Source organism: Alkaliphilus sp. B6464, assembly GCF_018141165.1.
Taxonomy (GTDB): Bacteria; Bacillota; Clostridia; order Peptostreptococcales; family Natronincolaceae; genus Alkaliphilus_B.
This window is the reverse complement of sequence record NZ_CP058557.1, coordinates 3,374,732-3,398,297: the sequence shown is the minus strand read 5'-3', so window position 1 is coordinate 3,398,297 and position 23,566 is coordinate 3,374,732. Positions and strand designations below refer to the sequence as shown.

Below are 23,566 nucleotides of genomic sequence, written 5' to 3'. Positions count from 1 at the left end.
ACTAGTTAGCTCAATAATTAATATGAAAATCATGGTTTGAAAAATGTATTTCAACCATGATTTTTGTTATCTTACCCATGAAGTGTATTTTTTTCAACGAACAAATTATATTATTTTATTAACTAGAAGAGTATTAGACTATAAGTATTAAAAGATCTATTTGTTAAAAAATAAGCAAAAGGAGTTGATGAGCCAAGATTAGTTAGAACATCTTTACATTTAAAAGAGGGTTAATAAAAGGGGTATTGAACAATTAGAATGGGGTGAGAGTATTGAAACTTTTGAAGCAATTAGCAATAATATGCGGTATTTTCTTTGCGGGGCATATTTTTCAAACATTAACAAAATTTCCCATACCCGCAACAGTTTTAGGAATGATTTTTCTCTTAATATTACTTCTTGCGGGAATTGTAAAGCTTGAACAAATTGACGCTGTAGGTCAATTCCTTCTAGATCATCTGACATTTCTTTTTATTCCGGGTGGAGTTGGACTAATAGCATCTTTAGATCTTATTAAAGATCAATGGTTGCAAATTTTAATTCTTATTGTGGTATCAACTTCTATAGTCATCACTGTTACTGGCTTAACAGTTCAAGCTTTAAAAGGTGGTAAAAAGGAGGAGAAGATAAATGCTTGATTTAGTAAACGTGCCAGTCTTTGGAATTCTTATTACACTTGTAGCTTATGAAATTGGAGTTTTAATAAATAAAAAGACTAAACAACCACTTCTTAATCCGCTACTTATTGCTATAGGCTTAATAATTGCTTTATTAATGGCTACTGGTATTGAGTATGATGTTTATAATAAGGGTGGAAGTATAATCAGCTTCCTTCTAGGGCCTACAACCGTAGTGTTAGCGATTCCACTGTATAAACAAATAAATAAATTAAAAGAAAGTGGTATTGCTGTTGTAGTTGGTATATTTGTTGGTTGTGTTACTGCATTAGTTGGAGTATTTTATCTAAATAAACTAATTGGTATAGTAGATCCTGTTGCAATATCATTATTTCCTAAATCTGTAACAGCAGCTATTTCATCAGAAATTTCAAAGCAAATCGGAGGTATTCCCGCTTTAACTATAGCTGTAACAGTACTTACAGGTATAACAGGAAATGTTTTAGGACCAATTTTAATTAAGCTTTTCAGAATAAAAGACGAAGTTGCAGCTGGTATAGCTTTAGGTACAGCTTCCCATGCTATTGGGACTGCAAAGGCCATGCAAATGGGAGAGGTTCAGGGCGCAATGGGATCTCTTGCAATAAGTGTGGCAGGTTTATTCACAGTTTTCTTAGCGCCCTTATTACTTCAAATATTATCTTAATTTTAAAAAATAATTTAAGGAGGAAATACTATGATTAAAAGAGCAGGAGAATTAAGAACAGATGTAGTTACAAATCTAATGAAAGGTGACGGAGACATAAACCGAGTTCATTTATTTGAATCAGAAGATTTCTGTGGAAAAGGAAGATTGTATGCAAGACATATTATAGAGTCAGGAAATTCTATTGGATTCCATAAGCATGAAGGAGAGCAAGAAGCATATTACATATTAAAAGGTAAAGCATTATATAGTGACAACGGTAACGAGGTAGAAATACAAGCAGGTGACTTTACTCTTTGTAGAAGTGGAGAAGGTCATTCGATTAAAAATACTGGAGATTCTGACTTGGAATTCATAGGTTTAATTCACAACGTTTAAGGATAAGTATTTAATAAGCCATATAAAATTTAGGAGGTAGATATATATGAAAACTAAAAAACTAGTTATGATTCCTGGACCAACACCTGTAGTTAGATCTATTCAGGATCAAATGGGTAGAGAAACAGTTGCATTTGGAGATCCGGCTTTCGTTAAGGACTACAAAGACCTATTAACAGATATGAAGGAAATGTGGGGAACATCAGGTGAAGTATTTGTAATTGCTGGTACAGGTACAATGGCTATGGAAATGGCAATTGCTAACACCTTAAAAGCTGGTGACAACCTACTTATTGTATCTCAAGGATTCTTCGGTGACAGATTTATTGATTTGTGTAAAAGAAAAGGTATCAATGTTGATGTAATTGGAAGTGAATGGGGTACAATTGTACCAGTAGCAGACATTGAGGCAAAATTAAAAGACAAGAACTATAAAGCTGTTACTGCGACTCACGTTGATACTGCCACAGGAGTAGTTGCACCTATTAAAGAAATTGGAGAAGTAATCAGTAAGTTCGAAGATACTTTATTTATAGTAGATGGAGTTTGTGCTACTGCTGCGGAACCTGAATACGTGGATGAAATGAAAATAGACGTATTACTTACAGGAACGCAAAAAGCTTTTGGTGTTGCACCAGGACTTGCAATTGTATGGGCGGGACCTAGAGCATTAGAAAGAAGAAAAGCATTAGGCACTATACCAGAGTATTATATAGATTTCGAAAAATGGTTACCGATAATGCAAGATCCTTCAAAATACTTTGCTACACCAGCTATAAATCTTATTTGGGCCTTAAAAGAATCCGTCAGACTTATTAAGGAAGAAGGGTTGGAAAATAGATATAAGAGACACGAAAAAAATGCAAGGGCAATGCAAGCTGCTTTAGAGGGTCTAGGATTTAACTTACTTGCACAGAAAGAATGTAGAGCGGTGACCTTATCCAACGTACTATATATGGAAGGTATCGATGATGTAGAATTTAGAAAAATGTTAGCTGAAGAGGGTATTGTTGTTGCTGGTGGACTTGGAGCCTATGCGGGCAAAATGTTTAGATTAGGACACATGGGTAATATAGACATTCACGATATGGTATCTGTAATTGCAACTATAGAAAGGGCATTATATAGAAGTGGTAAAGATGTGGAATTAGGTAAAGGTGTAGGTATTTTAATGAAAGAATTACTAAAGTAAGGTAAATCTGAATAATATATATTAAGGAGGATAGGCAGTAACAACGCTTATTCTCCTTTGCCATTAATACCATAATTGTAATATAATCAAATTGACAATAAATTAACAGGAAGGAGAGCTAAAACTGATAATTGACATATTTAGTAATCTCATCAATAGAATTGGAATAATTATGATACTAGCTTTTATAGTATCGAAGATTAAATTAATAAGAAACTTAGTTACAAAAAACAATATTAGTAGAAAGGATAAACTTATTTTATCAATGATTTTTGGAATGTTTGGAATAATAGGCACCTATATAGGAATACCTATAGATGGAGCCTTAGCAAATTCTAGGATTATTGGCATAATTGTGGGTGGGCTTTTGGGGGGACCAACTGTAGGGGTTATATCTGGACTAATAGCTGGACTACATAGATGCATAATTGAGATAGGAGGGTTTACAACAGTTCCTTGCACAATTTCAACTGTTCTAGCAGGAATAATTTCTGGATTGTTAAGCAAGAAGTTTCATAAAAACAATAATAAATGGCTATTTGCTATGATAACTGCAATAATACCAGAGTTAATTGAATTAGGAGCTATTTTATTGTTTTCAAGACCATTTGATGAAGCCATTAAATTAGTTAAAATCATTGCCATTCCTGTGACAGTAACCAATGCCTTGGGAGTAGCCATATTTATAGCTATAGTAGATAGTGTCTTTACAGATCAAGAAAGGGCTGCAGCTTATCAAGCTCAAATGGTGCTAAAAATTGCAAATAGAACCCTTAAATATTTTAGAAAGGGATTTAATAGAGAAACAGCATTAGAAACAGCATTAGAAACGGCTAAGATTATTAAGGATATGACAGCCATCAAAGGGGTTGCCTTCACTGATAAGGAAAATATATTGGCCCACGTCGGTTTAGGAGAAGACCATCATAAATCTGGGGATAATATAATGACAAGCCTTACTAAGGATGTTGTAAATACAGGAGTATATCAAGTAGCAGGTACTAAGGACGAAATTGGTTGTAGTTATGACTGCTGCAAGTTGAAATCTGCCATAATAGTGCCTCTAAAAGAAGAAAATGAGACTATAGGAACCTTAAAACTCTACAAGGACAAGGAAGATTCAATTACTCAAGTGGATTTAGAGCTTGCTTTAGGTTTGGGATTGCTATTTTCCACTCAAATAGAATTGAGTAAAATAGATTATCAATCTAAATTGTTGTCAAAGGCTGAACTTAGAGCATTACAGGCTCAGATAAATCCTCACTTTTTATTCAATGCAATTAATACCATAGTATCCTTTACTAGGACGAATCCTGATAGGGCAAGGGAGCTATTGATACATCTTGGATCCTATTTTAGAAAAAATCTACAGAAGAATGTGGAAGAAGTAAATTTATTTGAAGAAATAGAGCATATAGAGTCTTATATAGAGATAGAACAAGCAAGGTTTGGAGATAAATTAAATGTAAAGTTTGATATACCTAATAATATAAATTGTGTACTACCACCCTTGATACTCCAGCCCATAGTAGAGAATGGAATAAAGCATGGTATATTAGAAAAGATTGAAGGAGGCAATATTGAAGTCAAGGCTACAGATAATGAAGATGAAACAGTTATAGTTATAAGAGATAATGGTGTTGGTATGGAGAAAAGTTTTTTAGATTCATTGTTTGATAATAAATTACAAAATGATTCAATAGGATTAATTAATGTTAATAATAGGTTGAAAAATAAATACGGCGAAAAAAATGCTCTTGAAATATATAGCCAGGTTGATAAAGGAACCACAGTAATAGTTAGAATTCCTAAATGATAAGGGGAGAGTCTTATGATAAGGTGCTTGATTGTGGATGATGAGTTACCAGCAAGGAAGGAGCTGAGGTTTTTATTGCAACAGCTCAAAGATATAGAGGTTATAGGGGAAGCTGCCTATGGATTTGAAGCAATAGAGCTAAATCGGAAACTAAAACCTGACGTTATTTTTCTAGATATACATATGCCAAAGATGAGTGGTATAGAAGTTGCTGAAAAAATAATTAAAGAAGGATATGCGCCCTTAATCATATTTGTTACAGCCTTCGAAGAATTCGCAGTAGAAGCTTTTGAAGTAAATGCTATAGATTATTTATTAAAGCCTACAGCTAAAGAAAGACTAGAAAAAAGTATAAAAAGAGTTTCACATATGATATATGAGACTAAAAATATTAGCTATGGAAAACAGATAGAGAATTTAATTAATACTTTTAATACCCATAAGCAAAACAAAGTATCTAAAATTTCTATTTACAGTAATGGGAAACTAATACCAGTAGATCCATCGGAAATAGTATATGCAACCGTTGAAGAGCGAAATACCTTAATAATATCTACTAAGGGTATATTTGAATTTAATAATACTTTAAGCCAACTTGAAGAGAAGTTGAACTACCAGAATTTTTTTAGAACCCACAAAAGCTTTCTGATAAATCTAGATTTTATAGAAGAGATTGTGCCTTGGTTTAACTCCACATATTTAATAGAACTTAAGAATGTTGAGGAAAAGATACCTGTAAGCCGAAGTAAGATAAAAGATTTTAGGACAATAATGAATATAAGCTAAATAGCAAGAAAAATTTCATTATAATATAAAAATATTTAGCAAGTTTAATAGGAATCATTTTCGCATTACAGATAATTATAAATAGAGCATTATTTCTTAAATAATGCTCTATTGGCTATTTTATCACGTTTACAGAACTTATTTATAAATTAATAATTTTTTTTTTCGCTATTGTATTTTGTTTATTAAATGTTAATGGTATGCTTCTGTCAATTAGTAGCAATAGGGCGATTAGGCGTATAATTTGCAGTTTAATGCAGTATATCCTTTGAAATGAGTGATAGAAGGGATAAATCTATTTTTATGAATATTGAAAGAAAAAATTCATATTAGTATAATGAGTTGTAACAATTAATAAAATAAAATAAAAGAGAGGTATTTACTTTGGAATCTACAAAAAGGGCTTTTTTAAGCTCAAAAAATATTTCGATTAATATGAATAAAATAGGAGCTATTATTTTAGGTAATTTATTATGCTCAATTGCTATAAATGGATTTTTTATACCAAATAAACTACTTAGCGGTGGTGTTGGTGGAGTATCTATTATGATTTACTATTTAACACAAATTCCTACTGGACTTTTAATATTTTTAATAAATATTCCTATATTTTTAATAGGGATGAGAATAGTTGATAAGGAGTTTGCGGCGTATAGCTTTATATCAATGTTCTGCTTATCGTTTTTAATGGAAATTACAACAGGAATAAATAAGCATATAGTTTTAGACGATATTATTTTAGCTGCAATATTTGGAGCCATTTTAAATGGTATAGGAATGGGGATATTGTTTAGAAGTCGAGTTAGTCAAGGTGGATTAGATATTATAGCTGCAATCTTTAAAAAGAAATACAGTATTAATGTAGGAACTGGACTAATGCTATTCAACACTGTTATTGTTGCAGTAGCATCAACATTATTTGGATTAAAACCTGCTATGTATACATTAATAGCTATGTATGTTGCATACCAAGTTGTAGATAAAGTGCAAGAAGGACTAAATCAAAAGAAAAATGTAATGATTGTATCAGATAAAGCAGAGGTAATGGCGGAAGTAATAATGGATAAACTAAATAGAGGAGTAACATTTTTGCAGGCCGAAGGAGGATATTCAAAATCCAATAAAAAAGTTATTTACTGTATATTAACTACTACCCAAATTGCAAAACTAAAGGAAATAATAGAAGAACATGACCCTAAGGCCTTTATGGCTATTCAAGGCATTCAAGAGGTACAAGGTTCTGGCTTTAGAAATATAGGAATATAAAAATATAGAACTATAGAAAATGGACTCTTTTGAGTTCATTTTTTTTGTGCATATATATTATTAAAGTGATCAAACTTAAGTGTTAAATAATGTATAATGAAAATAGATAATGGTTTAAATATAAGGGAGGTAATTATATGGGAATTAGACAAAAAACAAAGGGTGTAGTTTATGCGGTATTGTCAGCTATTGCTTTAGGAGTTTTACCAATTTTTGCAACACTTGCATATAAAGGGGGTACAAATTCTATAACGGTTGCATTTTATAGATTTCTTTTTTCAACTATTATACTTTTTATTTATTTCTTAATTAAAAAAATAAGTTTCAAAATAAATAGAGAGATTATTCCTAGTATGGTTTTCGCCTCTCTCGTTGGGTATGCGGCAACTGCATTAACATTATTTTCATCTTTTACATACATTTCACCGGGACTTGCTACTATACTGCATTTTATATATCCAGCATTAGTTATATTTTTATCCTTTATACTATTTAAAGAAAGTCTAAGCACTATAAAGGTTGTCTCTTTAATACTTTCTATAGTAGGGATATATATTCTAGTAGGGTTTGGAAACGTGAAAAATAATTTTACAGGGATAATGCTAGCGCTCGCATCAGGAGTGTTTTATTCAATATATATCTTATCAATAGCCCATAGTAAAATTAAAAATATAGAAAGCTTACTTTTAACCTTCTATGTTTCTTTATTTTCCTCTATAGGGATTTTTGTATTTGGTATAATAACGAGAACTATAAGCTTTAAAATACAATTTATTTCATTAATACCTATAGTACTTATTGCGCTTTCTTCTATATATGGTCTAGTGGCTTTTGCAATAGCTGTAAAACTAATTGGTTCATCTAACACATCGATACTTAGTACCTTTGAACCTATTACAAGTATAGTACTAAGTGCTATAATCTTTAAAGAGAAGATCACTATTAATATCATATTAGGAACTATTTTGATAGTTATGTCTATTTATGGAATAATAAAAGAGCAACTAAAAGAAAATAAAGAAAATAGTATTAGTGAGCATTCAAATGTTATGTAACCAGAAATGTTTTTTTATAAAAAAAACTACCAAACATGAACTATAAATGTTATAATATGATAGAAGATATTCATAGATACGTATATTAATGATTAATTGACTCATTAAAATTCAGGTTTTACTATATAACCTAAAAGGAGAGATGTTTAGATGGTAAGAACAGTAGGTACTACAGTTAGAGGAATTAGAGCTCCTATTATAAAAGAAGGAGACGACTTAGTTAATATTGTAGTCGATTCAGTTCTAAAGTCCATAGATGCTGAAAAATTTACACTTAATGATAAGGACGTAATAGGTGTAACAGAATCTCTAGTAGCTAGATCACAGGGGAATTATGCAGATATTGATGATATTGCAGCAGATATTAATAGAAAGTTCGAAGGAGACTTTGCAGTAGTTTTCCCTATATTAAGTAGAAATAGATTTTCTTTAATACTAAAGGGATTAGCAACGAGTGGTAAAAAGATATATTTATTTTTAAATTATCCATCTGATGAGGTAGGAAACCACTTGATGGATATTGATATGATGGATGAAGCCGGTGTTAATCCGTATACTGATGTTCTAACTGAAGAGAAATACAGATCACTATTTGGACAAAAAGTAGCTCATCCATTTACAGGAATAGACTATGTGCAAATGTATAAAGAGCTTGCAGTAGATAATAATATTGAAATATTTCTTGCAAATGATGCAAGGGCGGCATTAAAGTATACAAAGGATGTTTTAGTAGCTAATATACATGAGAGAAAAAGAACTAAGAAATTACTATTAAATGCAGGAGCGAAAAATGTTTATGGCTTAGATGAAGTATTAAATGAATCTATAAATGGAAGTGGATTTAATCCAGACTATGGTCTTCTTGGTTCTAATACAGCTACGCATACTAAAATAAAATTATTTCCTAAGAATTGTCAAAATACGGTTGAAAATATTCAACAGTTAATAAAAGAGAAAACTGGTAAGCATGTAGAAGTTATGGTTTATGGAGATGGTGCTTTTAAAGACCCAATGGGTAAAATATGGGAGCTAGCGGATCCAGTAGTATCTCCTGGATACACAAAGGGACTAGAAGGAACACCTAATGAAATAAAAATAAAGTATGTTGCTGATAATGAACTTGGCAACTTAAGTAGTGAAGAGATGACTGATGCTATTAAGAAAAAAATAAAAGAAAAAGGTAATGATGAAGGTCATTTAGGACAGAAGTTAGGAACAACGCCTAGACAAATTACGGATCTTTTAGGAAGTCTATGTGACTTAACAAGTGGAAGTGGAGATAAAGGAACACCAATAGTACTAATTCAAGGATATTTTGATAGTTATGCAGAAGAGTAGCAATTATGCTACTCTTTTTGAGTAAAAAGTGCTAAAATAATAAATATAACTTTACAGGAGGGCATAAATCAAAAAAATAATTGTACTTGGAAGTCAACATTGACCAGGCTGTGCACCGTTGAAAGAGTTTCTTTCAGAAAAAAATATTAAATATGCTTACTTAGATATAACAGATAGTATGTTTAACTTAAAGCAATTTCTAAAATATAGGGATAATTATTCTGAGTTTGAAGAAATTAAGAAAAAGGGATCTATAGGAATACCTTGTATAGTTATAAATAATGGAGAAAAGTTTATTTTTGACGAGACACTAATTTAGATGATTTAATATAGGCTAAGACTTCAAGTTATTAAGAAGGGAGGCGACAGATATGAAAAAAGAGCCAAAGGATACAAGAGTTGTTATAGGTATGTCGGGTGGTGTAGACTCATCTGTGGCAGCTTTATTATTAAAGGAACAAGGATACGATGTAGTAGGTATTTTTATGAAAAATTGGGATGAAACTGATGATCTTGGATATTGTACTTCAGCAGAAGATTATGAAGATGTAAGAAGAGTCTGCGATCAAATAGATATACCATACTATTCTGTAAACTTTGAAAAAGAATATTGGGACAAAGTATTTACTTATTTTCTAGATGAATATAAAAATGGTCGCACACCTAATCCAGATGTAATGTGTAATAAAGAGATTAAATTTAAGGCTTTTTTAGAGCATGCGTTAAAACTAGGAGCAGATTATTTAGCAACAGGACACTATGCTCAAGTGGATTTTAATGATGGAGAATATAGATTACTTAGAGGTGCTGACTCTAATAAGGATCAAACCTATTTTTTAAATCAGTTAAATCAATATCAGCTTTCGAAGGCAATGTTCCCAATAGGACATTTACAGAAAAAAGACCTTCGACAAATTGCTAAAGATAGAGGTCTTGCAACGGCTACTAAGAAGGATAGCACAGGAATTTGTTTTATTGGAGAGAGAAACTTTAAGGAGTTTTTAAGCAACTATCTTCCTGCACAGCCAGGAGAGATTAGATCTTTAGAAGGAGAAATAAAGGGTAAGCATGATGGGTTAATGTATTACACATTAGGACAAAGAAAGGGTCTAGGTATAGGTGGAGCTGGAACTGGTGAACCGTGGTTTGTAGTAAGCAAAGATCTTGAGAAAAATATACTATATGTTACTCAAGGTGAAAATCATCCTAGTCTATATTCTAGTGGACTTATAGCAACAGATATTCAATGGGTAAGTGAAAAACAGAAGCCATCTGTGTTTAAATGTACAGCTAAATTTAGATATCGACAAGCAGACCAAGGTGTAACAGTTCATATAGAAAAAGATAATACGTGTAAGGTATTATTTGATAAACCTCAAAAAGCAATAACTCCTGGACAGGCAGTTGTATTTTATGATGAAGCTGTATGCTTAGGTGGAGCTACTATTGACAAAATACTAAATGAAGATTAATATTTAAAGTTTAAAAGATCCTAGTACAATTAATTGTACTAGGATCTTTACAGTGCATAGGTGTATTTTTAATATACTTAATATTATTTAAAGTTTTTTCTCACCAGTTGAGCAATCTATCTTTGCAACACCAGAATCATCTATTTGTGCAATACAATCATTAGATGAATCATTTGAAAATACACATTGATAAGTTTTATATCCACCATCTAGGTTTTTAGCACTATAACCATTTTGTATCAATATTCTACTAGCATTATATCCTCTAATACCAACTTGACAGTATATATGGATTGTTTTATCCTTGGGTAATTCTCCTAAGCGGCTTCTAAGCTCTCCAAGTGGTATTAGTATAGAACCTTTAATAAATCCTAATTGATTTTCTTCTGCTTCTCTAACGTCTACTAGGATGCCACCATCTTTCACAATATTATCAATCTCATGCCACTGTACAGTACTTACTAGTCCATTCATTATATTTGAAGCAACAAATCCAAACATATTAACTGGATCTTTGGCAGAAGAGAATGGAGGTGCATAGGATAATTCTAATTCTTTTAAATCTATGACATTCATATTAGCAGCTATAGCTGTAGCAATAACATCGATTCTTTTTTCGACACCATCATATCCAACTGCTTGCGCGCCGAAAATTTTGCCTGTTTCAGGATCAAATAGCATTTTCATAGAAATAGGGAAGGCACCAGGATAATAACCTGCATGAGAACCTGGATGTATATGAATTGCTTCATATTTAACCCCTCTAGCCTTTAGTAGTTTCTCGTTATTACCAGTGGATGCCACAGCCATATCGAAAACTTTAGCTACAGAAGTTCCTATAGTGCCAACATATTTTTCAGATTTGCCGCAAATGTTATTTGCTACAATCCTACCTTGTTTATTAGCTGGGCCAGCTAGAGGAATCATTGTTGGTTTACCGCTAATAAAGTCTACTACTTCAATAGCGTCTCCTATTGCATATATGGTTTCATCTGAAGTCTGAAGATATTCATTTACTTGAATACCCCCTCTTTCACCAACTTTCAACCCTGCATCTTTAGCAAGTTGGTTTTCAGGCCTAACACCTATGGAAAATATAATTAGATCAGTTTCTATTTCTTTTCCACTTTGTAGAACTAACTTTTTACCTTGGTTTTCAAAGGATTTAACTCCATCACCTAGGATCAGATCTACGCCCTTAGACTTTATATGATTGTGCAAAATAGAAGCCATTTCGTAGTCGATAGGTCCCATTATTTGATCAGCCGCTTCTACAAGAGTTACATGTATACCTCTATGATGTAAACTTTCTGCCATTTCGATACCGATAAAACCACCACCTATAACTATTGCGGACTTTGGTTTTTTAGTATCTACAAAAGATTTAATAGCATCTGTATCTGGTATATTGCGTAATGTAAACAGATTTTTAGCTTCATTTATTCCAGGGATAGGTGGTTTAATTGGATTAGCACCAGGTGAAAGAACAAGTACATCATAGGATTCTTCATATATTTCGTTAGTTTTTAAGTTTTTAATAGTTAACTTCTTTTGGGAAGGATCTATTGCAATAACTTCGCTTAGAATACGAATATCCATATTAAACTTTTTTGACATTCCTTCTACAGTTTGAACTAGCAAAGCCTCTCTTCTTTCAATAATGTTTCCAATATAATAAGGAAGACCACAGTTAGCGAATGAAATATACTCTCCTCTTTCAAACATAATAATTTCTGCATTTTCATCCATTCTTCGTAATCTAGCAGCAGTAGAAGCACCGCCCGCTACACCACCCACAATAATTACTTTTTTACTCATCATTAAATCCTCCTAGTCTTTAATTGATATATTAAATTATAAAACTTTAAATTTATATATTGTAATATTACGATGTTAACTATAAATATAAATTAACACTGTGTCAATAACTAAATTTAGTTATTGACAATAGCATTAACGATAGCCTTGGCCTTAGGATTAACAACCTTGTAAACGATTTCTAAACCGTTTCTTTCGCCAGCAATAATACCAGAGCTTCTAAGTTTAGCCAGGTGCTGAGAAATAGTAGACTGAGGGATATCTAAGCAATTTTGAATTTTAGACACATTGCATCCATTGCAGCTAAGCAATCCTTGAACTATACAGAGCCGTATAGGGTGAGCGAGCGCTTTTAAAATCTCGGCATTTTCATCAAAAATCTTAGTATCATTTGAAAAATGGTCCATAAAATAACCTCCTTGAATCCTAATATCATAATATTACGATATATAAAAATAAGTGTCAAGTATTTTTTATAACATTTTATTGAATACTTATAAAATCAAGTATTCAATCTAAAAACAATCACAAAAGAAAAGATTCTGCTCGTTTTTATGTAATAAATTATAAATTTTTAAATATCAGATTTTGTTAACATGGCTCTCATTTCAGTTAAGTTTTCTTCAAGATTTTATCAACGGTGTACGATCTATCTACATGACTAATAAGTTTTTCATTTTTTCATGCATATTTGCTAATATGTAGTCAGATTGTTCTGTTTGGTTTAAGACATCTCCAATATATTTAAAGCCTTGAACCATTTCTTCAATTTTAGTATTTACTATTTGTCCCATATTAATTCTATCTGCCATTGCAGCTCAATAGCTGCATTTAGTGCTAATAAATTTGTTTGTTTTGCTATATCTGTAATAGTTTTTATTATAATAGATACATAAAAATCCTCATTTGTATGTAAGTGAACAGTAAATATATATTATCAAACATTTAGTAAAATATATGTGATTCATATAAAGTTAATTTGTTAAAATACTTAGATTAAATACTATAGCATCATAAATTTTGGCAATTTAATAATATAATATAGAAATTTTGACTACACTATAGTAATATGGAATATGTAGAAAAGATAAAGAATTAAAAAATTTATATTTTCGTATAGAGTAAGAAAACTTAGCAATAAGAAAGAGAGGAAATACATATGAAAAATCCAATAGTTAAAATTACAATGGAAAATGGAAAGCAAATGAAGGCAGAACTTTATCCAGAGATAGCCCCTAATACTGTTAATAATTTTATATCCTTAATAAACAAAGGGTACTATAATGGTGTTATTTTCCATAGGGTAATACCAGGATTTATGATTCAAGGTGGAGATCCAAATGGAACAGGTACTGGTGGACCAGGATATAGTATAAAGGGAGAGTTTAGTGGAAATGGCTTTAAAAATGATTTAAAGCATACCAAAGGTGTTCTTTCAATGGCAAGAACAATGGCTCCTAACTCGGCGGGCTCCCAGTTTTTTGTTATGGTGGCTAACTCTCCACACTTAGATGGTCAATATGCTGCTTTTGGCAAGGTGATTGAAGGAATAGAAGTAGCAGATGAAATTGTATCAGTAGATCGTAACTATAGCGATAAGCCAAATGTTGACCAAAGAATGAAAGAAGTAACTGTAGATACATTTGGAGTAGATTATCCAGAACCAGAAAAAATATAGATTATTTTAAAACACCTAGAATGGTATTTGATACATTCTAGGTGTTTTTTTGTATTCTAATGACGCAGTCTTTACAAAGTACTAACAGGTAGAACTCTGAAAACAAGCTTATATTATGTAATTATATATAAAGTAAATCACACTATTCAGGTCTATTGAATATTATGGTATGACGAGTGATTTAATATATAAAGCTAATTTAAGGGAGGTAATTAAAAGTGTGTCACAACGGATGTAATCAATATCTATACAAACATGGAAACTATGGACCATGTCAGATTTATCCAGTCCCATTTATGCCTATTAACCCATTGTACGCTCATGCTTATGTACCCTATCAATCCTTTACGACTACATTTCCTATAAGAGAAGCATTGATGAAGGGGACTATATTTCCGGAGTTATCTAATGTGTATAATCCGCATGAAGACCCCTGGAAGGAGGAAAAATAATGGGCGATAGACATAAATTATTAAGACAAATTCAGGAGGTAGAATTTGCTGCAATAGAGTGGCAACTGTACTTAGATACACATCTCTATGATCAAAGAGCATTAATGGAGTATAACAACTACTCCAACCAGTTATTAATGTTAAAGCAGCAATATGAAATGCTCTATGGACCACTTTTAAATTTTGGGTTCTCTCCTAATCATTGTTCATGGAGATGGCTCGATAGTCCATGGCCATGGGAAGAATAATGCTAAAAGGAAATTAAGGAGGGAAATATATGTGGATTTATGAAAAAAAACTAGAGTATCCAGTTAAAATTCATTGCAAAGACTTAAGAATGGCTAAATATTTATTAACTCAATACGGAGGCCCAGATGGAGAACTTTCTGCAGCTATAAGATATTTAAATCAAAGATATACAATACCTACTAATGAAGCGAAAGGTCTTCTAACAGATATTGGTACGGAAGAATAAGTACATATATGTTATACATAATAAAAAATAGAACTACTTCGGTAGTTCTATGAAAAGTTCAAGCTCGAAATCATCTGGTTTAGCGTGCCATCGTCCACTTTTATTTTTAATATAAACAACTTTATTTAAAACTTCCTTTAACAATATATTTTTAGCTTTTGCATCTAATTCATGATATACCCTTATTATATTTTCTATCTTAGGTATAATTATGCTTGCTTCTTTTTCTGTAATAGTACTCTTATTCAAACTATCGACTAATGCGTTTCTGTCATTCTTGGCAATCTCAATTTTATCATTAATCTTTTTAGATCTTTCAAGAAATGTTTTGGTTGTATAGATTCCTTGCTCTAGCAAGTCGTGTAAATTATCCAACTGTTTTTGTAAAGTTTCAATTTCGCTATTTAATTTATCTATGTTTTTATTTATAATATCTGATTCAAGATTCTTTTCTGACTTATTATTTTTTATTGATTTTAAATTTAATTTATAATTTGTAAGCCAACTTTCCAAAGCATGTAACAATTTTTCTTCTACTAAGGAGAGTTGAGAACTTACATTTTTACAAGAAGTAAAAGCACAGATTAAAGCATCTGGATATTTATCACCATATGGTCGTCTAGTCATTTTTCTATTACACATACCACAGGTTATGATCCCGGCTAATGGATTTTTTACAACATGTTTATTTGGTACAGGAAACATTGGGTTTTCTTTTAAAAACTTTTGTGTTAATTCGAATAATTCTTCATCTATAATAGATTCATGTAGTCCGTCAACTAAAACTATATCTTCTTCCTTAGCATGAGGTCTTTCTTTTATCATTTTTCCATCAACCATCTTTTTAACTTCTGGACGTGCATTCCAACGAATCTTTCCCATGTATACTGGATTTCTAAGTATTCCTCGAATAGTTGCAGGAGTCCAATCGCCACCTTTAATAGTTGGTATTTTAAGATCGTTCAGCTTTCTAACTATAAGAGATACACCTAATCTGTTATGTGTCCCATCTTCTTGTAATTCGCCTTTAGTGTACAATTCAAATATTAGTTTAACAACATTAGCTTCGTCTGGAATAATCTCCAAAGTGTAACCTTTTTGATTCTCAAGTTTCTTTCTTACATAGCCGTATGGAGGAGTGTTGCCAACATATTTGCCTTCCTTAACACTTTCAAGTCGACCACGTTGTAAACGCCTATTGATGGTTTTATATTCTCTCCTAGACATAAACAGTCCGAATTCAAAATACTCCTCATCGAATTCGTTATTAGGGTCATAGACTTTCATAGGAGTTATTATTTTTGTATTAGAATACTTAAATGCCTGTGCAACTATACCTTGATCTATAGTGTCTCCTCTAGCAAGACGCTCTACTTCGACAACTAATACGCCTTTCCATAAATCTTGTTCCACTTCTGAAAGTAAATGTTGCATTACAGGGCGAGAGGAAATGGTTTCTCCAGAAACAACTTCTTTGTAAATTTGTGTTATATGTAGACTTTGTTTTTTGGCCAGCTCTAATAAAATATTCTCATGTCGAGCTAAAGTTTCACCTTCACCCCTAGACTCTGCTTCAACGTCTGCTCTTGATTTTCTCAAATATATACAATAACCCTTTGTCATATAATAACCTTCTTTCAAACGTATGTTCGAGTAAATAATTAAAAAAAATTAAAATTTTTTAATTATAACTAATGGTTCAAAATAGACTATATAGTTATCTATTTCATAAAAAAGACCGTATTTTTCTTTATAATATTTTAATGCACTATCGATAAATTCTTCTGTTACATCTAGATATTCAGATAGTTCGTATCTATTTCGTACACCATTGTTATAAGCACTAACTAAATCTATAATTCCGACTAATTTCTCATATCCCCATGTTCTAGCTAGTCTTTCTTGTTTTCTATTTCTAATATCAGACTGATCTAGTATATTCCCAATGTTATTTTTAAGGTGGCTGATTTCTTCAATCAAGGTACATTTTTTTTCTTTATTTGTAGTTAACTTATTAGAAATACTAATTACATTATCGCAGCAGTAGCCTTTTGCATTTCCTTTAAAATCCATTTCAATAACTTCAATACCTTCTTCATCAGCTTTTATTATCATTTCTTCATATGTACGCATAGTTGTCCCCCTTTTGATTCACAAGGCATTACTCTCTTTTTTTCTTTCTAGATGCAACATATTTAATGAATTCTTCAATATCTTCTAAATCTGCATCAGTAAATTCTTCCGCATCAAGATGTGCAGCTATAGTTTCTATTTTGTTTTTTTCAACTATTTTATTTATATCATCGATTGTTTTTCGTTCATTATCCGTACTTGTATCAAAAAAATCACTTAAAGGCACTTCTAAATGGTTAGCTATATTTTGTAATGTATCAATGCTTGGGTTGTACCTATTATTTTCTACATCTGATAGATAGGTTCTTGATATATTTGCTTTTTTAGCAAACTCAGCTTGTGTTAATCCAAGTTGTTTTCTTAATTCTTTAACTCTTAATCCTATATTCATTTTATTGCCTCCGAACTGTTTAATTATTTTGATAATCATATTATAACGATAAAATGTCGGTTATACAATTACTTTTTAGACGGAAATTCACGTATATTAAAGCAAAATGACGTGAATTAACGAATTATATTGATAATCCTTAGTAATTTGAATTAATGCTCGTTTTTACTGTTTTACAAAATGACGTGTATTTAATACAATGTTATTGAAAGGAGGTCGTGAATACAATGCAAACCGACAACAAAAAAATCATTGGAGCAAACATTAAGAAAGCTAGAAAAAGTAAATCAATGACTCAATTAGAAGTAGCAGAAAAAATTAATATATCTAGAAATTATCTATCTGATTTAGAAAATGGAAGATATGCACCAAGTTCAGAAAAATTACTTCTTTTAGCTAAATGTTTAGAACTTGATGTAAATAAGATATTAAAACAAATTGAAATGTAAGTTACATAGTAATAGGACATTCTTTTAGCAACATACATTTAAGCAAAAGGGGGGCTACTTATGAAAGAACCATTAGAAGGTGAAATAGTTGAGGAGTATATGTTAGGGAATACAAAAATTAAAATTAACAATGCATGTTATAAGAATAAAACGCAAGCTGAAATAGATGCAATCATTAAAAGAATTGAAGATATAGCTGTAGAGGGTTTAATGAGGAAATATGCTAAGGAAGAAAATCGGGCTAATTAGCCTAAAAATAGAACAAAGGAGGACAAGTAAATGAAAAGTTTAGTAAACGTATCAATTCAAGAATCAACTTTAGACAGTAGAGAAGTAACAGAAATGGTAGGGAAAAGACACGATCATTTATTGAGGGATATAGAAAATTATAGTCAATACCTTAAAAATGCTAACGACCCCAAAGTTGGGGAGGTTGAAAGTTTCTTTATTAGTAGTACTTATGTTGATAGTAAAGGAGAAGAAAGACCTAATTACAAGATAACTAAAAAAGGTTGTGAGTTCATAGCACACAAACTTACAGGACAAAAAGGAGCAATATTTACAGCTACATACATTAATCGTTTTCACGAAATGGACAAGCAATTAAAAGCACCAATGCAGGAGTTAAGTCCACAGCTACAGTTATTAATCAATATGGAGCTAAAGCAAAGAGAAATAGAAATGGCCATAACAGAAACTAAGCAAGAAGTACAGGGAATAAGGGACGCAATGGTGCTAGATCACGATTCATGGAGAAAAGAATGCAATACCCTTATTAATAAGATTGCAAAGCAAAGAGGTGGCACAGGCGAAGCCTACAGAGGTGTTAGAGAAGAAGTCTATAACCTAGTAGAGCAAAGAGCAGGTGCTAATTTGAAAACACGAATTGTAAATAAACAAGATCGTATGCGTAGAGAAGGTACAAGCGAATCTAAAGTTAAAGCAGTATCGCAAGTCGATGTAATAGCAGAGGATAAAAGACTTAAAGAAATTTATATAGCAGTAGTAAAAGAAATGGCGATTAAATACGGAGCTTAGAAAGGAGGTGCGAAGATGAAATGTTATTACTGTTTAAAAGAAAAGTCAGTAGAAGAATTTACAAAGTATGAGCCAGAAGGTTGTTGTAGTGGTCGGGATTGTGGATGCATGGGACAACCTATAAATCCACCAATATGTGATGAATGTTTGGAAGAATCTATAGAAATAAGTGAGGTGTAACTATGAAAGTAATGTTATTTCGCTACACAGGCGCAGTAAAAGAACTTAGAAAACAGCTAAAAAGATTAGCAGAAATAGAAAAAGCCCTATCGTCTGCCAACGAATAAGGGGCTTAGAAAAACAAGTTAACAGTATTATAACACAAATTGGGAGGTTGTAAACAATGGATATTAAAACTTTGGAATATATGCAGGTAAGAGTTAACGATGGAAATCGTATTTTAAATGAAATTGATAGATGGAAAAAGAGAATAAAACTAGTAAAAACAACACGTGGTGTTTATACGGATGGATTTAAGCTCGACTTTCTTGAAGAAGAAAACTATAATTTTACAACTTATGCGGGAGCACATTTAATTAATAATTTTATAGATTTAGCCAATGCAGAGATTAAGCGACTCGAATCAGAGTTCGCAGAGATATAAGGGAGGTTGTAAACATGAAATTAAGTGAAGTTATTGCGATATTAGAGGAAAAACCAAATAAAACATTTATAAGTGATAAAGATACGCCAAATGAAATTACCGCTCAATCAAATAACACAGTTATATCCTTTAGGTACACACAAGATAATAACGAATTTGTTCGAGCTATATTTATTGATAGAGACTGGCAAGAAGTAAAACAGCCAGTTACATTTACAGAAGCAATAAAGGCTTTAGAAAAAGAGTCTAGTGTTTATTGCGAAGTCGATCAAAGACTTTATTTGTATAAAGCACCTAAACACGAATTTCATGAAATTTTAGGCACAAATGGAGCTGGCATAAGCATAGGAGAAATCCTTTATGGCAAATGGTACATAGATTAGGGGGGTGTCCTATGACTGATCGGCAGTTACAAGAGATAAAAGCAGATGTTAATAACGGAGTATCACGACTGTTTAATTATATAAACCTGCTAGAACAGGAAAATAGTTACTTGAAAAGACAAATACGAATTTTGAAAGGGGAACATGAGGATGAATAGATTACAATTAGCTGAAATACAAGAGGTTGAAACTGTAGAAAGAGAAGGCTACAAGATTGAGAACAAACAATCGGCAGAATGGGCGTTAAGAAAAATTAAGGTATTAAAAGAGCAAATAGAAGAAACTGACCAATTAGCAGAGGCTGAAATTGAACGTATCAAAGCGTGGCAAGAAAGCGAAAACAAGAAAAGTAAGTATGATATAGCTAGATTCGAGGGGTTACTACTAGAGTACATGGTTAAGGAACGTGAGAAGGACCCTGAGACTAAATCTATTAAATTACCACATGGTACAGTACGATTTAGAAAGCAACCACTAGAGTATGTTAGAGACGAAGAAAACTTAATAAAGTGGGCCAAAGGGTCGACAAGAGCAGATTTAATCAAAGTTAAAGAGAGTTTTGATTGGAGCACATTAAAGAAAGATATAACAGTAGTTGCTGGGAATGTAGTGGACAAGCATACAGGGGAAATTATAGAACATGTAAAGGCAATTGAAAGAGAAGATAAATTTGAGGTTGTGATGGACTAATGAAATACATTAATACTCTAACATTAGAAGTATTTGAAAGTGAAGAAGATCTAAGACAAATTAATATTATGCCACTTAGAAATTACCTTGAATTAGTACACTTTAAGCCTGTGGAAGATGAACTGGAATTCCTGAAAGGAGGACAAGCATAGTGAGTATATTTGAAAAATTATTGAAGATACAAACAGAGCTTAAAGCACCAAAGGGACAATATAATTCGTTCGGAAAATACCATTATAGAAGTTGTGAAGATATTTTAGAAGGCTTGAAACCTTTATTAGAAGAACATAAAGCAACTCTAGTAATCAATGATGAAATAACCCAAATAGGTGACAGATACTATGTAAAAGCTACAGCGACATTGATTGACGCAGAAGAAGGGCAGGAGATTACTTCAACTTCTTATGCTAGAGAAGACGAAACTAAAAAAGGTATGGACCTTAGTCAAGTGACAGGGAGTACATCTTCATATGCTCGTAAATACGCTTTAAACGGACTATTCTGCATAGATGATACTAAGGATTCGGATAGTACGAATACACATGGAAAAACAAAGGACAAGCCTGCTAAAACGGATGATAAACCTAAACAAAGTAGTTCTAGTAAAAAAGAAAATAAAGAAGCCAATAGTGGAAGTTGTGTGGATTGTGGTGTAGAAATAAAGCCTGCGGTTGAAACATACAGCAAACAATACTACGGAAAAGGTTTGTGCATGGACTGTCAGAAGAAGAATGTAAAACAGGGCTAGCCGATAGCCCTACCCGAAAGGGGGACAAAGAAGGTGATTAAATGGCTAATCCTCAATTAGAAAATGGGTACACTAGGATAGCAAACGAATTATTGGAAGTGATATATAGTACTAAGTTTAATGCTACCCAACTTAAAATTTTACTTTGTATCATTCGCTATACTTACGGATTTGGACGTAAAGAACATGAGTTGTCACTATCTTTCATAAGTAAAGCTACTGGAGTAAGTCGAAGATATGTATCTAGCGAATTGAATAAGTTAATTGAATCTAATGTAGTGTTGGTTTCAAAGAAATACACCGATATAGAAAGTCGAAAATTGATGATCAATAAAAAGTATCAAACTTGGGTAGGGTGTGGAACTATTGTTCAACAGGTGAAGAATTGTTCAACAGATGAAGAGTTATTCAATACCCCAGATGAAGAGTTGTTCAACACCCCAGTAGAAGAATCCTTCTACCAAGAAAGAAAGATTAAAGAAATATATAAAGAAAATATTAAAGAAAGAGTTTTTGAAACTTATAACAATCAAAATATTATTACTCATAAAGAACTTACTTCTAAAATGAAACAGGCTATAGATAAAGCATTAAAGAGAGATAAACAAGATACTATCCTAGAAGCTATTAAAAGATACGGAGAAGCTTTTAGAGATCCAAATTATCAATTCTGTAAGTACAAAATGACACTGGATAAATTCTTAACTCAAAATAATGGCTACTATGATTGGCTAGATGAAGGGCAGAAGTGGATTAACTATAGTGACTTTAAAAGTAAAGGTCCAAGTCAACAAGTAGTACCACAACAACGGAATCAACCACCAAAGCCTAAGACTAAATTCCACCTTGCTAAAAGTAGGGGCGATAAGTATTCGGCAGATGAATTAGAGCAACTTATATTAAATAATCAGAAGAAACGCAGGGAGGGGAACTGATGGCAACTACCACAACGGATAAAATTAAGCGCAATCTAAAAGACTACGTCATAATTTTAGACGACTTAGATTTAACTTGGACTACGGAACAAATTCAACAAGCAATATTCATGTGGACTTGTGGATGGAGCATTGAAGAAATGGCTCGAAAGTTAAGAAAGTATGATGGCATTAGAAATGCAGTTGATGAAGTAGCACTACTAATAATGCATCTAGGCAGACAGAACAAAATAGAGTCAAGGGAGGGCGGAATATTTGGGCATGGACAAGCAAGAGGAGAAGAAAATCATCAAAGTGGCGGAAGAAGCAGTAAAAATATATTTTGATCAAAATTGTAGTGCTAAAGAAGCTATAGAAAAAGCGATGGAAATATATGAGGGGGTGAAACAATGAGACCAATATTAAATTTTGAGTTTCTAAAGTTACCAATTAAGTCTAGGTTGATGTGGTCTAGTTTAGTACATACAAATAAATCTTAGTGGGGGTTGAGTAGATATGAAATCAAGAGAGGAATTAGAAGAAGAATTATGCGATTATTGTCCGTGGACGGAATTTGGAACCCAGAAGGTAAACACGGGACCTTGGAATCTATGTGAAGGTACACGTTGCGATCAAGCATACGAAAATTACTTAGAAGAAGTGGAGGATGAAGATGAATAGAGTAATTTTAATAGGTCGTCTTGCTAGAGACGTAGAGTTTAAATATATAGCAAGTGGCAAAGCAGTAGCAACATTTAGTATAGCAGTAAATAGACCTTTTTCAAAAAAAAAGGAAGCAGATTTTTTCAACGTAGTTGTATGGGGTAAAACTGCCGAAAACTGTGCTAACTATCTTGCAAAAGGTAGATTGGTAGGACTTGAAGGTAGACTTCAAAGTAGGTCCTATGAAGCTCAAGACGGACAAAAACGATATGTTACGGAAGTGATTGCGGACAATGTGGAGTTTTTAGAGTGGGGGGATAAGAAGCAGGAGAATAATTCTACAGGTGATTCTAATTATGATGATTTTACAGCTATAGACTCGGACAGCGATATACCATTCTGATGAAGTGGGGAGAAAATATGTTAAGTGAATTAATAGGATTTGCAGCAGGATTTATGGCTTGCATGTGTGGAGTTGCTTATGGAATTAACAATGGTTACTTA

Annotated in this window: 35 protein-coding genes; 29 read left to right on the top strand and 6 right to left on the bottom strand. The window is 32.2% G+C overall.

Annotated features, from left to right (window positions below; genetic code table 11):
* The first annotated feature begins 281 nt into the window (after positions 1-281).
* From HYG84_RS17405 to mnmA, 11 genes are all read left to right on the top strand, one after another.
* Positions 282-638: a CidA/LrgA family protein gene (locus HYG84_RS17405; RefSeq protein WP_249168675.1), complete on the top strand. Its 357-nt coding sequence runs from the start codon at positions 282-284 to the stop codon at positions 636-638.
* Entirely contained in the window at positions 631-1,323 is a 693-nt protein-coding gene (locus tag HYG84_RS17400) for an LrgB family protein (protein ID WP_212379474.1), read from the top strand. The genes HYG84_RS17405 and HYG84_RS17400 overlap by 8 nt, the downstream gene beginning before the upstream one ends.
* Positions 1,324-1,353: 30 nt before the next feature.
* Positions 1,354-1,701: a cupin domain-containing protein gene (locus HYG84_RS17395; RefSeq protein WP_212379472.1), complete on the top strand. Its 348-nt coding sequence runs from the start codon at positions 1,354-1,356 to the stop codon at positions 1,699-1,701.
* A 46-nt stretch (positions 1,702-1,747) separates the two neighbouring features.
* Positions 1,748-2,893, top strand: coding sequence for a pyridoxal-phosphate-dependent aminotransferase family protein (locus HYG84_RS17390; protein ID WP_212379470.1), 1,146 nt, complete (start codon positions 1,748-1,750; stop codon positions 2,891-2,893).
* Positions 2,894-3,065: 172 nt separating this feature from the next.
* Positions 3,066-4,709 carry a sensor histidine kinase gene (locus HYG84_RS17385; RefSeq protein WP_249168674.1) on the top strand — a complete coding sequence of 548 codons (1,644 nt, stop codon included), beginning with the start codon at positions 3,066-3,068 and terminating at the stop codon, positions 4,707-4,709.
* A 15-nt stretch (positions 4,710-4,724) separates the two neighbouring features.
* Complete coding sequence (locus HYG84_RS17380) at positions 4,725-5,495, top strand: LytR/AlgR family response regulator transcription factor (protein WP_212379468.1); 771 nt, start codon at positions 4,725-4,727, stop codon at positions 5,493-5,495.
* Positions 5,496-5,930: 435 nt separating this feature from the next.
* A complete protein-coding gene (locus HYG84_RS17375) occupies positions 5,931-6,761 on the top strand; it encodes a YitT family protein (protein ID WP_249168673.1) in 831 nt (276 codons plus the stop codon).
* A gap of 137 nt (positions 6,762-6,898) precedes the next feature.
* Complete coding sequence (locus HYG84_RS17370; protein ID WP_212379464.1) at positions 6,899-7,816, top strand: DMT family transporter; 918 nt, start codon at positions 6,899-6,901, stop codon at positions 7,814-7,816.
* A gap of 150 nt (positions 7,817-7,966) precedes the next feature.
* Positions 7,967-9,154, top strand: a complete 1,188-nt coding sequence (locus HYG84_RS17365) for a coenzyme F420-0:L-glutamate ligase (RefSeq protein ID WP_212379462.1) — start codon at positions 7,967-7,969, stop codon at positions 9,152-9,154.
* Between the two features lie 118 nt (positions 9,155-9,272).
* A complete protein-coding gene (locus HYG84_RS17360; protein WP_212379460.1) occupies positions 9,273-9,473 on the top strand; it encodes a hypothetical protein in 201 nt (66 codons plus the stop codon).
* Between the two features lie 52 nt (positions 9,474-9,525).
* Positions 9,526-10,626, top strand: a complete 1,101-nt coding sequence (gene mnmA, locus HYG84_RS17355; protein WP_212379458.1) for a tRNA 2-thiouridine(34) synthase MnmA — start codon at positions 9,526-9,528, stop codon at positions 10,624-10,626.
* Positions 10,627-10,713: 87 nt separating this feature from the next.
* Here mnmA and HYG84_RS17350 read toward each other — a convergent pair whose 3' ends face one another.
* The 3 genes from HYG84_RS17350 to HYG84_RS17340 all read right to left on the bottom strand — a co-directional run bounded on the left by HYG84_RS17350 (position 10,714) and on the right by HYG84_RS17340 (position 13,238).
* Positions 10,714-12,444 carry a CoA-disulfide reductase gene (locus HYG84_RS17350; RefSeq protein WP_212379456.1) on the bottom strand — a complete coding sequence of 577 codons (1,731 nt, stop codon included), beginning with the start codon at positions 12,442-12,444 and terminating at the stop codon, positions 10,714-10,716.
* A 116-nt stretch (positions 12,445-12,560) separates the two neighbouring features.
* Positions 12,561-12,851, bottom strand: coding sequence for an ArsR/SmtB family transcription factor (locus HYG84_RS17345; RefSeq protein ID WP_212379454.1), 291 nt, complete (start codon positions 12,849-12,851; stop codon positions 12,561-12,563).
* 246 nt (positions 12,852-13,097) lie between these two features.
* Positions 13,098-13,238: a hypothetical protein gene (locus HYG84_RS17340; protein WP_212379452.1), complete on the bottom strand. Its 141-nt coding sequence runs from the start codon at positions 13,236-13,238 to the stop codon at positions 13,098-13,100.
* A gap of 365 nt (positions 13,239-13,603) precedes the next feature.
* On the opposite strand from HYG84_RS17340, the gene HYG84_RS17330 reads away from it, so the two are divergent.
* The 4 genes from HYG84_RS17330 to HYG84_RS17315 all read left to right on the top strand — a co-directional run bounded on the left by HYG84_RS17330 (position 13,604) and on the right by HYG84_RS17315 (position 15,049).
* Positions 13,604-14,122, top strand: a complete 519-nt coding sequence (locus tag HYG84_RS17330) for a peptidylprolyl isomerase (protein ID WP_212379450.1) — start codon at positions 13,604-13,606, stop codon at positions 14,120-14,122.
* 296 nt (positions 14,123-14,418) lie between these two features.
* Positions 14,419-14,574 carry a spore coat associated protein CotJA gene (locus HYG84_RS20775; RefSeq protein WP_249168770.1) on the top strand — a complete coding sequence of 52 codons (156 nt, stop codon included), beginning with the start codon at positions 14,419-14,421 and terminating at the stop codon, positions 14,572-14,574.
* Positions 14,574-14,822 carry a spore coat protein CotJB gene (locus tag HYG84_RS17320; protein ID WP_212379446.1) on the top strand — a complete coding sequence of 83 codons (249 nt, stop codon included), beginning with the start codon at positions 14,574-14,576 and terminating at the stop codon, positions 14,820-14,822. The genes HYG84_RS20775 and HYG84_RS17320 overlap by 1 nt, the downstream gene beginning before the upstream one ends.
* 29 nt (positions 14,823-14,851) lie before the next feature.
* A complete protein-coding gene (locus HYG84_RS17315) occupies positions 14,852-15,049 on the top strand; it encodes a manganese catalase family protein (RefSeq protein ID WP_330655521.1) in 198 nt (65 codons plus the stop codon).
* Positions 15,050-15,082: 33 nt separating this feature from the next.
* On the opposite strand, the gene HYG84_RS17310 is transcribed toward HYG84_RS17315, so the two are convergent.
* Genes HYG84_RS17310 through HYG84_RS17300 form a run of 3 tightly spaced genes read right to left on the bottom strand, consistent with a single transcriptional unit; the run spans position 15,083 to position 17,573 of the window.
* The gene (locus HYG84_RS17310; protein WP_212379444.1) at positions 15,083-16,672 is read right to left on the bottom strand and encodes a recombinase family protein; all 1,590 of its coding nucleotides are present in this window, start codon (positions 16,670-16,672) and stop codon (positions 15,083-15,085) included.
* Between the two features lie 48 nt (positions 16,673-16,720).
* On the bottom strand, positions 16,721-17,182 hold the full coding sequence (locus tag HYG84_RS17305) for an ImmA/IrrE family metallo-endopeptidase (protein WP_212379442.1): 462 nt from the start codon (positions 17,180-17,182) through the stop codon (positions 16,721-16,723).
* Between the two features lie 28 nt (positions 17,183-17,210).
* Positions 17,211-17,573 carry a helix-turn-helix domain-containing protein gene (locus tag HYG84_RS17300; protein WP_212379439.1) on the bottom strand — a complete coding sequence of 121 codons (363 nt, stop codon included), beginning with the start codon at positions 17,571-17,573 and terminating at the stop codon, positions 17,211-17,213.
* A 227-nt stretch (positions 17,574-17,800) separates the two neighbouring features.
* Here HYG84_RS17300 and HYG84_RS17295 point away from each other — a divergent pair, with 227 nt between their 5' ends.
* From HYG84_RS17295 to HYG84_RS17230, 14 genes are all read left to right on the top strand, one after another.
* Positions 17,801-18,022, top strand: a complete 222-nt coding sequence (locus HYG84_RS17295) for a helix-turn-helix domain-containing protein (protein WP_212382377.1) — start codon at positions 17,801-17,803, stop codon at positions 18,020-18,022.
* 60 nt (positions 18,023-18,082) lie between these two features.
* Complete coding sequence (locus HYG84_RS17290; RefSeq protein WP_212379437.1) at positions 18,083-18,271, top strand: hypothetical protein; 189 nt, start codon at positions 18,083-18,085, stop codon at positions 18,269-18,271.
* A gap of 30 nt (positions 18,272-18,301) precedes the next feature.
* Positions 18,302-19,060: a Rha family transcriptional regulator gene (locus HYG84_RS17285; protein WP_212379436.1), complete on the top strand. Its 759-nt coding sequence runs from the start codon at positions 18,302-18,304 to the stop codon at positions 19,058-19,060.
* Positions 19,061-19,075: 15 nt separating this feature from the next.
* Positions 19,076-19,240 (top strand): hypothetical protein, encoded by a 165-nt coding sequence (locus HYG84_RS17280; protein ID WP_212379434.1) that lies wholly within the window; start codon positions 19,076-19,078, stop codon positions 19,238-19,240.
* Between the two features lie 163 nt (positions 19,241-19,403).
* Positions 19,404-19,664: a hypothetical protein gene (locus HYG84_RS17275; RefSeq protein ID WP_212379432.1), complete on the top strand. Its 261-nt coding sequence runs from the start codon at positions 19,404-19,406 to the stop codon at positions 19,662-19,664.
* 14 nt (positions 19,665-19,678) lie between these two features.
* Positions 19,679-20,047, top strand: coding sequence for a hypothetical protein (locus HYG84_RS17270; RefSeq protein ID WP_212379430.1), 369 nt, complete (start codon positions 19,679-19,681; stop codon positions 20,045-20,047).
* Positions 20,048-20,058: 11 nt separating this feature from the next.
* Positions 20,059-20,205 carry a hypothetical protein gene (locus tag HYG84_RS17265; protein WP_212379428.1) on the top strand — a complete coding sequence of 49 codons (147 nt, stop codon included), beginning with the start codon at positions 20,059-20,061 and terminating at the stop codon, positions 20,203-20,205.
* Positions 20,198-20,737, top strand: a complete 540-nt coding sequence (locus HYG84_RS17260; RefSeq protein ID WP_212379426.1) for a host-nuclease inhibitor Gam family protein — start codon at positions 20,198-20,200, stop codon at positions 20,735-20,737. The genes HYG84_RS17265 and HYG84_RS17260 overlap by 8 nt, the downstream gene beginning before the upstream one ends.
* Positions 20,737-20,889 carry a hypothetical protein gene (locus HYG84_RS17255; RefSeq protein ID WP_212379424.1) on the top strand — a complete coding sequence of 51 codons (153 nt, stop codon included), beginning with the start codon at positions 20,737-20,739 and terminating at the stop codon, positions 20,887-20,889. The genes HYG84_RS17260 and HYG84_RS17255 overlap by 1 nt, the downstream gene beginning before the upstream one ends.
* Positions 20,889-21,485: an ERF family protein gene (locus HYG84_RS17250; RefSeq protein WP_212379422.1), complete on the top strand. Its 597-nt coding sequence runs from the start codon at positions 20,889-20,891 to the stop codon at positions 21,483-21,485. Before HYG84_RS17255 ends, HYG84_RS17250 begins: the two co-directional genes overlap by 1 nt.
* A gap of 41 nt (positions 21,486-21,526) precedes the next feature.
* Positions 21,527-22,420 carry a replication protein gene (locus HYG84_RS17245; protein WP_212379420.1) on the top strand — a complete coding sequence of 298 codons (894 nt, stop codon included), beginning with the start codon at positions 21,527-21,529 and terminating at the stop codon, positions 22,418-22,420.
* Positions 22,420-22,746, top strand: coding sequence for a hypothetical protein (locus HYG84_RS17240; protein WP_212379418.1), 327 nt, complete (start codon positions 22,420-22,422; stop codon positions 22,744-22,746). Before HYG84_RS17245 ends, HYG84_RS17240 begins: the two co-directional genes overlap by 1 nt.
* 169 nt (positions 22,747-22,915) lie before the next feature.
* On the top strand, positions 22,916-23,080 hold the full coding sequence (locus tag HYG84_RS17235) for a hypothetical protein (RefSeq protein WP_212379416.1): 165 nt from the start codon (positions 22,916-22,918) through the stop codon (positions 23,078-23,080).
* Positions 23,073-23,465 carry a single-stranded DNA-binding protein gene (locus HYG84_RS17230; RefSeq protein ID WP_212379414.1) on the top strand — a complete coding sequence of 131 codons (393 nt, stop codon included), beginning with the start codon at positions 23,073-23,075 and terminating at the stop codon, positions 23,463-23,465. The genes HYG84_RS17235 and HYG84_RS17230 overlap by 8 nt, the downstream gene beginning before the upstream one ends.
* The last annotated feature ends 101 nt before the right edge of the window (positions 23,466-23,566 follow it).